Raw genomic sequence first — 13,092 nt, 5'->3', positions numbered from 1 at the left:
CAATGGCTGATCACCATAAAACTACTGAACCAACCGTACATCGTCATGAGGAGATTCAGCGTAAACTTGCCTTAAAAGAGGAACGAAAGCACCATAACGTTTCCTTTGTTATGATGATTCTTCTTACGATCGTTGCGTTTTTCGCGATTTGGAGTGACAAGATCAGTGATTCATTCGCTGTCATCTTTATCCTTACTTTGGCTGTTGTGCAAGTGTTCTTCCAGCTGTATATCTGGATGCACTTAAGCCACAAAGGCCATGACTTCCCAATTTGGGGAATGGCAAGCGGTGTTTTAGTTGCAGCAATTACAGTAGCATCCTTAATGGGAATGATCTGGACATCGTAATAATCAATGGGGCTGCTTAAATGCAGCCCTTTTTTATTTGTTACAAAATTAAGAATTGTTTCTGTATTGACATTACAAGGCTTCTAAATACTGTTATAGTTAAGACGAGCAGTACCCCTAAAGGAGATGACAAAATTGCATCATAATCATCATATGCCTTCAAGTTTAAGTGAGTTTAGCTGGAGTGAGCTTTATCCGCCATCTGTATATATCATTTCAATCCTGCTTGCCATACTTTATTTCCGATGGATCATGAAAGGAAAAGACGGAAGTAATATCGCGACTAAGTGGAATATAGCTGCAATGGTATCAGCTATTGTTCTATATATAGCTATAAAAGGAACGCCTATTCAGATATTAGGGCACCATTATCTCTTTAGTGTTCATATGGCACAAATGGCTGTATTATACCTGATGATAGCACCTTTGGTCATATTGGCTGTTCCAAAACAAAAATGGAAAAATTGGCTAGATAGAAGCCCTTTGATTTTAAGTGTTTTTAAAGCACTCACAAAACCTTTAATAGCATTGTTAGTATTTAATACTCTTTTTTCTTTTTATCATATACCGGTAGTATTTGATGCTGCTGTATCAAATGTATTTCTGCATTATACTTATCACTTTGTTCTTATCGTGACTGCTTTCACGATGTGGTGGCCGGTTCTTTGTCCTGTAAAGGAGCTTGATACGCTTTCGGATATAAAGAAGGTAGGATATGTTTTTGCGAATGGAGTTTTGATGACACCAGCCTGTGCATTGATCATGTTTGCTGATTATCAGCTATATGAGACATACAGAAATGTTCCTCAGCTTTACGCTGCAATGACTCCATCCGAGGATCAGCACGTTGGCGGTGTTACCATGAAGATTTTCCAAGAAGTCATTTATGCATTTGTATTGGGCTTAATATTCTTCAGATGGGTGAAAAAAGAACGAGCCCGTGATAAAGCCGATTTAGAAATGATAAAAAGCCAAAATAACAGACTTAATCCCGAGATGAAATAACCAGCCTATGTTCTGGTTATTTTTTTGTCAAAAAAAATGAAACGGCATGCTTTATGTAGAATGATATATAGAAGCCAATTGTGAAGGAGAAGAAAATTATGAGAATCAGCGCAAGACAGGCAGCAAGCAAATTTATAGAATCTTATTTTCCAAACTGTGAAATAGCATATTTGGCTGGCAGTGTCGTCAGAGGAGAAGAAACGGAAAGTTCCGATCTGGATATCATTATTATCGACAGCACGGTTGGAGAATCGTATCGCCAATCTCTTTTTGAATTTGGTTGGCCCATAGAAGTATTCGTCCATAATATGTTTACTTATAAAAATTTTTTCAAGGAAAATATTGATAGAGCGAGGCCATCTCTTCCTCAAATGTGTGCAGAAGGCATCATTCTTCGTGATACGGGACATGCTTCCCGGATAAAAAATGAAGCGCTCCAGATTTTAAAAGCAGGACCCACACCGTGGAAATCAAATGAAATTGAGAAGGCAAGATATCATATAACAGACCTACTAAATGATCTTGAAGGATCCAAAAATGAGATTGAGGATCTATTTATTGTGTCAAAGCTAGCCGACTTAACGCATGAATTTGTGCTTAGGGTCAACGGTCATTGGATTGGAGAAGGTAAGTGGATTATTAGGGCATTAAAGGAGTTCGATGAATCATTTGCAGATGATTTTGCCGAGGTTTTTAACCTTTATTATAGCAGCCGTGAAAAAGCAGGTGTGATTCAATTTGTTGATGAAACAATCTCTCCATACGGCGGCAGGCTTTTTGAAGGTTATTCCTCACATGCACCTGAAATCGCAGCTGAATAGAAAAAAATCCCTCATGATCAGAGGGATTTTTTTATGTTATACATGGAGTTCATTATGAAGTGCTTCAATCAACTTGTTGCATTGGTTAACGACATGTTTTGGAAACTCTTCATCATATTCGACACCGTGCGGATAATAATGCTTGCCTAAATATGGAGTGCCAAGTTCAATCTTAGCATGCGGTGTTTCAGTTTCTCCTTCAACCACATGGCAAGGAAAACGGAAATAATAAACATCGCCGTTTGTCATGTCTTCAAATTTGTAATCGTATGTAATACGGTCATAGTCCCATTGCCCTGCGCGGATCATTCCGTGGCTGTCCATGACATGTTCTAAAAGTGAGAATTCAATTACCTTCCCGTTTAAGCCGCTTTCTTCAAATTTCATTGTGAAACCTCCTAGGAAAATTCAATAAAAAATAACAATCACTTCTTAATGATATTATGAAAGCGCTAAAGATGCAATCATTGTCAAAAACATGCATATTTGTCCTTCTAACGCAAAAGATAAAAGGTATCAATATTAATATAAATGGAGGCAATATTCATGAAAAAATTAAGTGATATTATGACTAGAGATGTAGACTTTGTAACGCCTTTGGACAATGTTTACGAAGTAGCTGTAAAAATGAAACAAGATAATGTAGGTGTTATCCCAGTTTGTGAAAACGAACAGATAATAGGGGTAATTACAGACCGCGATATCGTAGTAAGAGGCGTAGCAGAGAAACGCCCAGGCTCTACTCAAGTTTCTGATATCATGAGTGAAGATTTGTATACGGGATCACCTGAAATGAGCGTGAAGGAAGCTGCTGAGCTTATGGCAGATAAACAAATCAGAAGACTTCCGATCGTAGAGAACAATAAATTGGTAGGAATCATTTCTTTAGGTGATATTTCTCTTAATAAAGAAAGTGATAATGCGGCAGGACATACTTTAAGTGAAGTTTCAGAACAGAGAGATCAATTGCAATAAAATGGGACTATCCCAAAAGTAAGGTAAACTTACTTTTGGCAGCCGCTAATTTTTTATTTTTGTCAAAATAAAAAATAAATAAAATCGTCAACATTCTAATCGAGTTTATTAGATAACCTGCTATTATATAACAATGTACGTTATCTAAATAGGTTTAAATAAAATGAGGCATGACTTAAAAGGTTTTTAATTTTGAGTCAGCCTCGTTTCTTTTATTAACCCTGTAAATCCCTCTATATGCTAAACTATAAGGAGATGAAAGACACAGGGGGAACCATTATGCGTGGATTGGTTACTTTTTTTCTATCTGTAGTGATCTTGATTGGTTTGTTTTTTTATGATGTACTGCCGGAATTTTCACTTGAAAAAGAGCCATCTGAAACTAAATTAAAATACGTAGAAGAACCATTAAAAATTCCAGAAGAAGCTTTATCTAATTGGCTTGGCAAAGATGTAGACACTTTTAAAAAGCAATGGGGGGAACCTGAAAGAGTTGACCCGTCAGCATATGATTATGAGTGGCTGATATATGGCAGCAGGAGTCCTAAAGGATACATGCAGGCTGGCGTTCAAAATGGCAAAGTAGTTACCATTTTTGCTATTGGTTCTGAGTTGAATACGAAACCTTTCACAATTGGCGATTCTTCTAACAGCATCATTCAGCAATTTCCTATTGAAAGTGACGTTACGATTAACGATGGCGCAGATTTTTTCAGATTCGAACTTTCCGAACAGGAAGTTATGCTTAGACCGCTTATTAATGTTGGAGAAGATATGTGGGTGCAATTGTACTTTGATAAATTTACAAATAAATTATCAAGTGTTAGATACACCACCTCCGATATTTTATTAAAACAAAAGCCATATTCTATTGTTTACAGGGGAGACCTTCCAGAAACTGCTGAAATATCTGAAGAAAAACAAAATAAAATTGATCATTCAGAAGAACAGCAAATTTTTGAACTGACGAATATTATCAGATTAAAATATAGTAAGAACCCGCTGCAATGGGATGAAAGTGCATCGGATGTTTCCTTCTTACATTCTAAGGATATGTTGGACCAGCAATATTTTTCACATGAGAGCAAAGATGGAAGAACTCTTTCTGACCGGCTGCAAGAAGGAAATGTTGAGTTTCAGCAAGCTGGGGAAAACATTGCTGCAAACTACACTGATGGCATCGCAGCAGTTGAGGGCTGGATGAACAGTGAGGGACATCGAAAGACAATGCTCAACGATGAATATACCCATTTAGGGGTAGGAGCTTATAAGAAGTACTATACGCAAAACTTCCTTATTCCTGCTGAATAATAAAGAAGAGCTGACTTGATGTCTCAGCTCTTCTTTATTTACGAGGTTTCATTCTGGAAGCTTAAAGAATGTTCCAGAAGCTGAAGCTATTAAGTTGCCTTTTTCATTTCTTACTTTCCCTTCCATTCGCACCAATTGACGTCCATTATGAACCACTTCGGCTCTGCAAATGAATTTTTCACCAATACCTGGGCTTAGATAATCGACTTTTAACTCAACAGTTACTGCTCCCTTTTTATTTCCAGGGACATGGCTTGCTAAAGTGCCTAAGGCTGTGTCAAGCAATGTTGCAGTAAGTCCGCCGTGAACAATTCCAATAGAGTTATCAAGCAAAGGTGAATTTGGCATTTCCATTTCCAAAGTTTTCTCATCTATAAGTGTAGTTTTGAATTGCAATAAGGAAGCGATATGAGTAAGGTTTGTATTTTCTCGTTTAGCTATCAGGCTGTTTAAAAATATTTTCATAGCCTTTTTTTCTTGATCGCTGCTTTCATCAATAAAACGGTTCAATTCGTCTTTAATATCCACAGATGCATTCCCTCAATCTTTTTTTGGCCATTTTCTAAAGAATGTTGCTTTTGTTTTTGCACTTCTTTGATATGTTGATTGGAGCGCAAGGTGCGAGACTCCTGCGGGATCAGCGGGACAGGTGAGACTCCTGATGGCGCAATGCGCAAGGAGGCTCACCGCACGCCCCGCGGAAAGCGAGCACCTGTAGCGGAAATCAACCTCTTCAAATTGCAATCTTTTAGAAAACAGCCTTTTATTTTTATTGTACCTTTTTAGGCACTGCGGAATAAAGTAAACAGAATCAACTTATAAATTTTACGAAAAATGGGCGCACCAATTACTGGGCATTTATGTATCATGTAGTAAAACATGATTCGTCAGTGGACGGCTGGGGGTGGATTCTGTGGTAAAGACTGATATCGAAAGTTTTAAGGAATTTGTGCACAAACATCCTGAATTAATAAAAGAAGTACAAAAAAATAAACGGCCTTGGAAAGAAGTTTATCAGGATTGGATTGTGTTAGGAGAAGAGCATGAAAGCTGGAATCAATATTCTAAGGAAAAGAAAAAACAGCATGATAAACGGACTTCATCTGCAAAAAAGATGAAAGCAGAGCTAACGATCGGAGATATTATCGCTGGGCTTAGCAAACTTCAAATCAACGATGTTCAGAAATACTTATCCCAATTTGGCAGTTTAATGGACGCGGTTCAGGAACTTTTACAGCAGTTTAATAATCAGTCTGACAGACCAAACCAGCTGCCGGAAAAAAAGATAAATGATTATCCTTCTTACAAAGATTAAAAGGATGTGTGTGTTGTGCGGAGAGAAATCCAGGATTACTTAAATACAAGACCTGACCTCAAATACTATATTAGAGAAAAACCGGAATGGTATAGAAAGTTAAGCCGCAATCCTTTTTCGGTGGCAGAACTGGAAGAAAGCGCGAAAGTATTTTACGGCCGTACATTTGGCCAGAGAGTAGACCGGTTTCACCAGCAGCTGCAAAACTTTGGACTTTTAATGGAATTAATCTCTGTTATGGGGGAGACGTCAGATGATGCAATGCAGCCAGATGGATTTAATCCTCCTATGCCTGAAGGGTAATCAAACAACAGGCGGATAATATAATAAAATTTGGAAAAAACTATTCCTATAAGGAGTGGTTTTTTTATGAATAAAAGAAAGGCAATGTTACTAGCCGCCTGTTTCATATTTATTGTATCTATAGTTATATTAGGGTTTAACTATAGAGATTCTGCAAAGCAAAATGAGTTAGATAATTTTGAAGCAGTTGAAGCATCAGGTGTATATCCGTTGATGGAGAAAGACTGGGCTATTAACTACCGTGTAAAAAAACAGCACATCTATGTAGAAAATATTATTCCTCGATTTTCTTTTCAAGAGAATGCTTCAAAAGGTATGGATCGTTTGAATGGGTATATGGCTGTTTTTGTAGATGGGAAATGGACGATGAATGCAAATAAGTCTATCTTTGTATTGAAAAATATGAGCGTGGGTAAACATACGATTACACTTCAGCTTAAGAAAAAAGACGGATCAGATTACGGAATTAAAAAAAATATATATGTTCATATTCGCTGACTCTTCTATCCGAAGGGTTTTTTTGTTTGGGTCTTGTAAGTTGTTAATTTCCGCTCCAGTATGCTCGCTTTCCGCAGGGCGTGCGGTGAGCCCCTTAGGCTAATCAAGCCTGCCAGGGTCTCACCTGTCACGCTGATCCCGCAGGAGTCTCGCACCTTGCGCTCCAATCAACTTGTCAATGAAGAAAGGTAACAAAATACTCAAAAGCTACAATCTTATAGAAGAGAACAGCCTTTTATTTACTTCAAATAGACGCCTGTGCTTTTAACTAGAATCATTATCCGCTATAATGTAAAAGAAACCTCATACCTAAAGGGAGGTGTGTTGTATGAGTTTAGATCAAGTTGTATTGCTGGAAGAGTCTTTAACATTAGCCGAAATGGTTTCGAGTTCCAGCGTTGCATCAGAATATAAAAAATCCAAATATATTTTGGAACAAGATAAACAAGCTCAGGAGATGATATCACGCTTTGCAGATATGAAAGAGAAATATGAAGAAGTACAAAGGTTTGGCAAATATCATCCTGACTTTCATACAGTTTCTGCACAAGTGCGTACGCTTAAAAGGGAACTTGATTTTCATGAGAACATAGCAAACTTTAAGAAGGCTGAAAAAGAGCTTGAAAAGCTTCTTATTGAGTGCAGCAGAATAATCGCCCACAGTGTTTCGGAGCAGATTAAAGTACCGACAGGCAATCCGTTTTTTGATGAGAGTTCTTGCAGCGGAGGCTGTGGATCTGGGGGATCTTGCGGGTGTGCATAGGTTTTTAAGGATTCCTTAGTCTGATACAATCAAAACATAAGTTGCCGCAACAGAACATTTTTTCCTGCGGAACCAGGAAACGCATGCGGAAAATATATAGATTTTCTTCTGATCTTACAAAATTCAGTTCCAGGGTCAGACGTTTTCCTTTCATTGATTTTACTGCATGTTTTTTCAAAATATCTGTTGCGGCTTCAAGTGATGTGTTTGGAACAACTGATACATATACAAAAGGGATGCCTGCCATAATTTTTTTTTCAATATTGATAACTTCAGGGTCTGGTTTGGTACGATTTAAAAAATCTTCCCATATGATATTTAAGTCCATACATCATCACATCCTTATTCAAGAAGTATTAGGGTAAAATATATTATCTCTGTTTTACTAATGTGTGTGTAATTAAAGAAGGTATGAAATTTTTATAAAGGGGCTTATGTTATGATTGGTAACCGTCGTGGACTTTCTGTCTTTCTCCATTCATTAAAATTCTCTAAGCAGCTGCGGCGCTACGGAAATGTTCATTACGTTTCCAGAAGACTTAAATATGCTGTTTTATATTGTGATGGAAATAAGGCAGATGAGATTGCAGCTAAGCTTGAATCACTGCACTTCGTAAAAGAAGTTAAAAAATCGCACAAACAGGAAATCAAAACTGAGTATGAAAGTAAAATTGCTGATAAAGCCAAAGAATATGATTATAAAATGGGTATTTAAAAAACAGGCAAGCAAAGCTGAATAGCTGCTGCCTGTTTTCTTTACGTTAAAGGCGGGATTAAATAGTTAAGCCTCAAGATGCCGGTCAGATAATGGAAATAGAGCTCGGTTTCAGCAAAATCTGTTGATGGTTTAACGTCAAAAGATATAATCTCCTTATTGATTTCAGCCGCTTTTGCTTCAAACAGGCTGTAGCGTTTCGAAGGTATAGGAATTCCTTCACGGCATATGTATAAAGGCTGAAATTTGCCCTCTGATGCAGGATTAAGAACTGCTGCAACTGATGCATATTCTTTGTCTTCTTTTTTTACCCTCAAACACAAAAGCTGTGAAACTCTATTTTGATTTGTTTCCATAATTTCAAAAAGCTCATATAAATCAGAATACCCTTCGCCAAGCTCAATAAATCGTTGAATCATATTAGATTGCTCCTTTCTCCTTCCTCAATGTAGCATAACAAAAAGCCGTTATAAAGGGATTTATGCATGAAAAAAAACCTGCAGCATCTGCTGCAGGTTGCCTTTAAAACAAAATCACTTCTGTTCAAAGGCGATGGGAGAGGAGAAACCGGATGAAGAACTTATGGGGAGTAAGTCTTCTCCGCGGTTGGCAACAACATCGTTCGTGATGTTGTTATATGTAGTATGACCTCTTTTATTTTGCTCTATACTTATTAGTAAAAGATTTGATTGTTTGATTACGTGTTTACTTGTGATAGGATAGGTAATGGAAAAAAGGATAAAAAGAATCAGGTGAAAAAACGTGAGAGTAATAGCAGGAGAATGCAAAGGAAGACCACTTAAGGCTGTACCAGGAACAAATACGAGACCGACTACAGATAAGATTAAGGAATCCATTTTTAACATGATCGGTCCTTTTTTTGAGGGGGGAACAGGTCTTGATCTTTATGGCGGAAGCGGAGGTCTTGGACTTGAAGCATTGAGCCGCGGTATGAATCATTTCATATTCATTGATAAAGACCAAAAAGCTATACATACTATTAAAGAAAATATTAAACAATGCAACTATGAAGAAAAAACTGAAGTATTTAGAAATGATGCAAAACGTGCGTTGAAAGCGCTTCATAAAAGAGAAGTTCAATTTAACATGATATTTCTCGACCCTCCATATGCAAAACAGATGCTAATGAAAGATATAGAAGAAATTGATAAGCTTGAACTGCTTGCAGATGATGGAAGCATTGTAACGGAACATGGATTAGACGTTTCACTGCCTGAGCAGGTTGGCAGCTTTCATTGTATAAGACAGGAAACCTACGGGAAAACGACGACGATTTCTATTTATAGACGCATTTAAGAAAATATGAGGTGAAGATTATGCCAACGACTGCAGTGTGTCCTGGAAGCTTTGATCCTGTTACAAGAGGTCATCTGGACATTATTAAACGCGGAGCAAAAGTATTCGATGAGGTAATTGTAGTAGTAGCCAACAACCAGAGCAAAGATCCTTTGTTTACAGTAGATGAAAGAATCGCTTTATTAAATGAAGTTACACAAAAGTTTCCTAATGTTAAAGTAGATTCTTTCAATGGCCTTTTGATCGATTATGTTAAAAGTATTGGTGCGAATGTCATCTTAAGAGGACTAAGAGCCGTTTCGGATTTTGAATATGAAATGAAAATAGCATCTATCAATAAAAAATTGGACGATGAGGTCGAAACATTCTTCATGATGACCAACAACCAATATTCCTTCTTAAGTTCAAGTATTGTAAAAGAAGCAGCAAAATATCATGCTAATGTATCCGATTTAGTTCCAGAAGTTGTAGAAGAAGCTCTTAAAGAAAAATATAACAGCCCCCGTTAGTAACGGAGGCTGTTTTTCTTCATATGGTTTCGATGCCAAATAAATATGGAAAGCAATAAAAACCCGAGAGTAACATAGTGGCTATGTGCCAGAATTGTCATACCGTAATTTCCAAAATCAACACTTTTATCTGTAATGAAGGCAAATGCTGGAGCAGCTCCGCTTTTAACGTGGTACAAATAAGGGAATACTAAAACACAAATAATGGCAGACAAAAATCCATGCATGATTCTCGCAATAAAGAAAGGTTTAAACTTTATATCCGTATCTGCAAGAATACTGGCAACTTGTGCCTGTACAGAAAAACCGCTAAATGCCAGGATGAAACTTGTAATCGCAGCCTGCTGTAAAATAGAGGACTGAGCAAGGCTTGTTAAATTGCTGCCAAGGGTAATTTCAAAAATTCCTTTTATTAATGGAAGACTTAATGTTTCCGATAGTGAAAACAGAAGGAAGATATAGCTCATGAGCTTTGATAAAAGATCTGCAACATGCAGAAGATCCATCATGCGGCTTAATACCGAAAACAGAATGATAAAACCGCCTATCATTAAAAGGGTTTTAGTGGATTGCTGAACCGCATCTCCTAGTAGCTGACCTATAGGGCGGTTATCAGCCAACCTTGCCTCATGCATGTGTTTAAAAGCATTTTTGATTCCTTTCCCGCGATAAGTATCAGTTTGGGTTCTTTCGTCTTTTTTCCAGCCATGAAATCTCATGATCAAGCCAACTATGAAATTGCCTAAATAATGACTGACGGCAAGAACAATGCCAAGAGCAGCATTATGGAAAAAGCCAACAGCGATTGCACTGAACATAAAAAGAGGGTTTGAACAGTTAGTAAAAGAAACGAGACGTTCTGCTTCTAAGGTAGTAATTTGTTTTTGATGCCATAGTCGGGCTGTTAATTTCGCGCCTGCAGGAAAGCCTGATGAGATCCCCATCGCCCAGACGAATCCTCCAGAACCAGGTACTCGAAAGAGAGGCCGCATGAGAGGTTCAAATAAGACACCAATAAGATGTACGACACCAAAACCCATCAAGACTTCTGATAAAATAAAAAAAGGCATTAGAGAAGGAAAGACAACATCCCACCACATTTTAAGTCCGGTCACGGATGCCATATAGGTATCTTTTGGGTATATAATAATGGAGAAGGCAATAATGATTGCTGATACAGCCAGTATTAATGATTTTAAATGTGCTTTATTCATAAGGGAGGTACTCCTCTCACCAAATATTACGCAATGCTTACTTGTCCTCATCCTTATTTATACGTATAGCGAATCTCTTTAGACCATATGTTAAAAAAAGACGATGCTTCCAAAGGAGGAGCAAAGGATGACTGAACCCAAAATCGGACTTGCTCTAGGATCTGGCGGTGCCAGAGGCTTTGCGCATCTTGGAGTGGTAAAAGCGTTAAGAGAAGCTAGAATTCCAATTGATATGGTAGCTGGAAGCAGTATGGGAGCACTTGTCGGTGCAATGGTTTGCATAGGACAAAGTGACGAAAACCTATATAAAATGGCAAATCTTTTTAAGCGGAAATATTATATGGACTACACGGTTCCTAAAATGGGCTTCATTACAGGCAAAAAAATTAAAGAATTAATAAACCTTCTTACAAAGCAAAAACATATCGAACAAACGGAAATTCCTTTGGCGATCGTAGCAACAGACTTGCTGCATGGTGAAAAAATAGTATTCAGAACAGGTCCTATAGCTGACGCTGTAAGAGCGAGCATATCTATTCCTGGAATTATGGTTCCTGAAAAGATAAATGGAAAGCTGTTAGTGGATGGCGGGGTAATTGACCGTGTGCCCGTATCTGTTGTTCGAGAGATGGGAGCAGATTTGGTTATTGCGGTGGATATATCTCATTTTAAAGCTGAGCATGAGGTATCATCTATTTTCGATGTGATTATCCAAAGCATAGATATCATGCAGCGCGAAATGGTCAGGTGGCATGAAGTATCTGCCGATATTATGATACGTCCAATGGTAGAGCAATTCAGCTCCACGGCGTTTAAAGATGTTAATGACATTATTGCTATAGGAGAGGAAGCTGGCAGAAAGCAGGTTCCGAAAATATTAGAAAAGATTAAGACGTGGAAGGAGTCATCGAATGACCATCAATAGAGAAGAGAAGAAGAAAAATTTTTTCTCGCAAAATAAGTTTGTAATCTTGTTTTTAATCGCATTTGCATTCATCGCTTTTTATCCTCTTCCTTACTACATTACTTCTCCTGGAGATGCAAGGGAGCTGGATCCGATCATCCATGTAGAAGATGGTGATGAAGATGAAGGGGTCTTTATGCTTACAACCGTATCGGTCGGAACAGCAAATATACCACAGTACATATGGGCAAAATTCAGCGATTACCGAGAAGTAATACCTGCAGATCAAATCAGAAGCGAAGATGAAACAGATGAGGAATATAACCAGAGACAGCTGCAAATGATGGAAGATTCTCAGCATGCTGCAACCATTGTTGCTTATCAAGAAGCAGGAAAGAAAGTCGACATAGAATATCATGGTGTGTATGTGACTGGAATCATGTCTGGGATGCCAGCAGAAGAAAAATTAAAAGTTGGAGATAAGATAGTAGCAGTTGACCATAAACCTGTTATGGAAACTAAAAAACTTTTAGAAGTGTTAAGTCCGAAAAAAGCAGGGGACAAAGTAGACCTGACTATTTTACGCGGTGACAAAAAGATGAGAGTCGCTTTAAACATTGAAGAGTTTCCAAAAAAGTATGTGCAAGATGAGGGTCCAAAAGCAGGACTTGGAATCACTTCACCTGTAGCAGATGTATCAATCGTAACGAATCCTATAGTTAAAATTGACACTTCTCAGATCGGAGGACCGTCTGCTGGTCTTATGTTTACTCTTGAAATCTTAGATCAGCTTACAAAAGAAGATTTAACTCATGGCAAAAAAATTGCTGGAACAGGCACGATGGACCTTCAGAGAAACGTAGGTCCAATTGGAGGGATTCAGCAGAAGATAGTAGCTGCTGACGATGCCGGAGCAGAAATATTCTTTGCGCCTGTTGAAGCCAACAACTATCGTGATGCTGTTAAAGCGCAAAAGGACATCGGTTCGAAGATGAAGATCGTGCCAGTAAAGACTTTAGATGATGCTTTGGAGTATTTGGAGAAGCTTTAATTAAAAAAAGGATGCAGGGTTCGATTTGATGGGAACTGCATCCT

The 13,092-nt window shown here is 37.9% G+C and carries 19 protein-coding genes; 14 read left to right on the top strand and 5 right to left on the bottom strand.

Annotated features, from left to right (window positions below; all coding sequences use genetic code 11):
- Positions 1 to 2 precede the first annotated feature (2 nt).
- From UN64_RS08050 to UN64_RS08040, 3 genes are all read left to right on the top strand, one after another.
- Complete coding sequence (locus UN64_RS08050) at positions 3 to 347, top strand: cytochrome C oxidase subunit IV family protein (protein ID WP_066289065.1); 345 nt, start codon at positions 3 to 5, stop codon at positions 345 to 347.
- Between the two features lie 135 nt (positions 348 to 482).
- Positions 483 to 1,352, top strand: a complete 870-nt coding sequence (locus tag UN64_RS08045; RefSeq protein WP_171978829.1) for a cytochrome c oxidase assembly protein — start codon at positions 483 to 485, stop codon at positions 1,350 to 1,352.
- A 98-nt stretch (positions 1,353 to 1,450) separates the two neighbouring features.
- On the top strand, positions 1,451 to 2,173 hold the full coding sequence (locus tag UN64_RS08040) for a nucleotidyltransferase domain-containing protein (RefSeq protein WP_306460358.1): 723 nt from the start codon (positions 1,451 to 1,453) through the stop codon (positions 2,171 to 2,173).
- Between the two features lie 36 nt (positions 2,174 to 2,209).
- Here the strand turns inward: UN64_RS08040 and UN64_RS08035 are convergent, their stop codons facing one another.
- Entirely contained in the window at positions 2,210 to 2,560 is a 351-nt protein-coding gene (locus UN64_RS08035) for a YugN family protein (RefSeq protein ID WP_077361520.1), read from the bottom strand.
- A 159-nt stretch (positions 2,561 to 2,719) separates the two neighbouring features.
- Here UN64_RS08035 and UN64_RS08030 point away from each other — a divergent pair, with 159 nt between their 5' ends.
- Positions 2,720 to 3,148 (top strand): CBS domain-containing protein, encoded by a 429-nt coding sequence (locus tag UN64_RS08030; protein ID WP_077361518.1) that lies wholly within the window; start codon positions 2,720 to 2,722, stop codon positions 3,146 to 3,148.
- A gap of 279 nt (positions 3,149 to 3,427) precedes the next feature.
- Positions 3,428 to 4,459: a CAP domain-containing protein gene (locus UN64_RS08025; protein WP_077361516.1), complete on the top strand. Its 1,032-nt coding sequence runs from the start codon at positions 3,428 to 3,430 to the stop codon at positions 4,457 to 4,459.
- Between the two features lie 48 nt (positions 4,460 to 4,507).
- On the opposite strand, the gene UN64_RS08020 is transcribed toward UN64_RS08025, so the two are convergent.
- Positions 4,508 to 4,987 carry a PaaI family thioesterase gene (locus tag UN64_RS08020; RefSeq protein ID WP_077361514.1) on the bottom strand — a complete coding sequence of 160 codons (480 nt, stop codon included), beginning with the start codon at positions 4,985 to 4,987 and terminating at the stop codon, positions 4,508 to 4,510.
- A gap of 385 nt (positions 4,988 to 5,372) precedes the next feature.
- Here UN64_RS08020 and ylbD point away from each other — a divergent pair, with 385 nt between their 5' ends.
- The 4 genes from ylbD to UN64_RS08000 all read left to right on the top strand — a co-directional run bounded on the left by ylbD (position 5,373) and on the right by UN64_RS08000 (position 7,338).
- Positions 5,373 to 5,774, top strand: coding sequence for a spore coat protein YlbD (ylbD, locus tag UN64_RS08015; protein ID WP_171978828.1), 402 nt, complete (start codon positions 5,373 to 5,375; stop codon positions 5,772 to 5,774).
- Positions 5,775 to 5,789: 15 nt separating this feature from the next.
- The gene (locus tag UN64_RS08010) at positions 5,790 to 6,077 is read left to right on the top strand and encodes a YlbE-like family protein (protein ID WP_077361510.1); all 288 of its coding nucleotides are present in this window, start codon (positions 5,790 to 5,792) and stop codon (positions 6,075 to 6,077) included.
- Positions 6,078 to 6,143: 66 nt separating this feature from the next.
- Positions 6,144 to 6,575 carry a hypothetical protein gene (locus UN64_RS08005; RefSeq protein ID WP_077361508.1) on the top strand — a complete coding sequence of 144 codons (432 nt, stop codon included), beginning with the start codon at positions 6,144 to 6,146 and terminating at the stop codon, positions 6,573 to 6,575.
- A 328-nt stretch (positions 6,576 to 6,903) separates the two neighbouring features.
- Entirely contained in the window at positions 6,904 to 7,338 is a 435-nt protein-coding gene (locus UN64_RS08000) for a YlbF/YmcA family competence regulator (RefSeq protein ID WP_077361506.1), read from the top strand.
- Positions 7,339 to 7,342: 4 nt separating this feature from the next.
- Here the strand turns inward: UN64_RS08000 and UN64_RS07995 are convergent, their stop codons facing one another.
- Positions 7,343 to 7,666 carry a hypothetical protein gene (locus UN64_RS07995; RefSeq protein WP_077361504.1) on the bottom strand — a complete coding sequence of 108 codons (324 nt, stop codon included), beginning with the start codon at positions 7,664 to 7,666 and terminating at the stop codon, positions 7,343 to 7,345.
- Between the two features lie 111 nt (positions 7,667 to 7,777).
- Between UN64_RS07995 and UN64_RS07990 the strand changes: the two genes are divergently transcribed.
- On the top strand, positions 7,778 to 8,053 hold the full coding sequence (locus UN64_RS07990; protein WP_066289093.1) for a YlbG family protein: 276 nt from the start codon (positions 7,778 to 7,780) through the stop codon (positions 8,051 to 8,053).
- A 41-nt stretch (positions 8,054 to 8,094) separates the two neighbouring features.
- Here UN64_RS07990 and UN64_RS07985 read toward each other — a convergent pair whose 3' ends face one another.
- Positions 8,095 to 8,472 (bottom strand): DUF7147 family protein, encoded by a 378-nt coding sequence (locus UN64_RS07985; protein ID WP_077361502.1) that lies wholly within the window; start codon positions 8,470 to 8,472, stop codon positions 8,095 to 8,097.
- Between the two features lie 343 nt (positions 8,473 to 8,815).
- Here UN64_RS07985 and rsmD point away from each other — a divergent pair, with 343 nt between their 5' ends.
- Both rsmD and coaD read left to right on the top strand, forming a co-directional pair.
- Positions 8,816 to 9,370, top strand: coding sequence for a 16S rRNA (guanine(966)-N(2))-methyltransferase RsmD (gene rsmD, locus UN64_RS07980; protein WP_077361500.1), 555 nt, complete (start codon positions 8,816 to 8,818; stop codon positions 9,368 to 9,370).
- Between the two features lie 20 nt (positions 9,371 to 9,390).
- Positions 9,391 to 9,879, top strand: coding sequence for a pantetheine-phosphate adenylyltransferase (coaD, locus tag UN64_RS07975; RefSeq protein ID WP_077361498.1), 489 nt, complete (start codon positions 9,391 to 9,393; stop codon positions 9,877 to 9,879).
- Here coaD and ylbJ read toward each other — a convergent pair.
- Positions 9,876 to 11,093, bottom strand: a complete 1,218-nt coding sequence (gene ylbJ, locus UN64_RS07970; protein ID WP_077361496.1) for a sporulation integral membrane protein YlbJ — start codon at positions 11,091 to 11,093, stop codon at positions 9,876 to 9,878. The genes coaD and ylbJ overlap by 4 nt on opposite strands.
- A 127-nt stretch (positions 11,094 to 11,220) precedes the next feature.
- Here ylbJ and UN64_RS07965 point away from each other — a divergent pair, with 127 nt between their 5' ends.
- Positions 11,221 to 12,018, top strand: coding sequence for a patatin-like phospholipase family protein (locus tag UN64_RS07965; protein ID WP_077361494.1), 798 nt, complete (start codon positions 11,221 to 11,223; stop codon positions 12,016 to 12,018).
- Complete coding sequence (locus tag UN64_RS07960; RefSeq protein ID WP_077361492.1) at positions 12,005 to 13,048, top strand: SepM family pheromone-processing serine protease; 1,044 nt, start codon at positions 12,005 to 12,007, stop codon at positions 13,046 to 13,048. The genes UN64_RS07965 and UN64_RS07960 overlap by 14 nt, the downstream gene beginning before the upstream one ends.
- The last annotated feature ends 44 nt before the right edge of the window (positions 13,049 to 13,092 follow it).

Origin of the sequence: Fictibacillus arsenicus (assembly GCF_001999465.1) — a bacterium.
Taxonomy (GTDB): Bacteria; Bacillota; Bacilli; order Bacillales; family Fictibacillaceae; genus Fictibacillus; species Fictibacillus arsenicus.
This window is presented reverse-complemented; position numbering and strand designations above follow the sequence as displayed.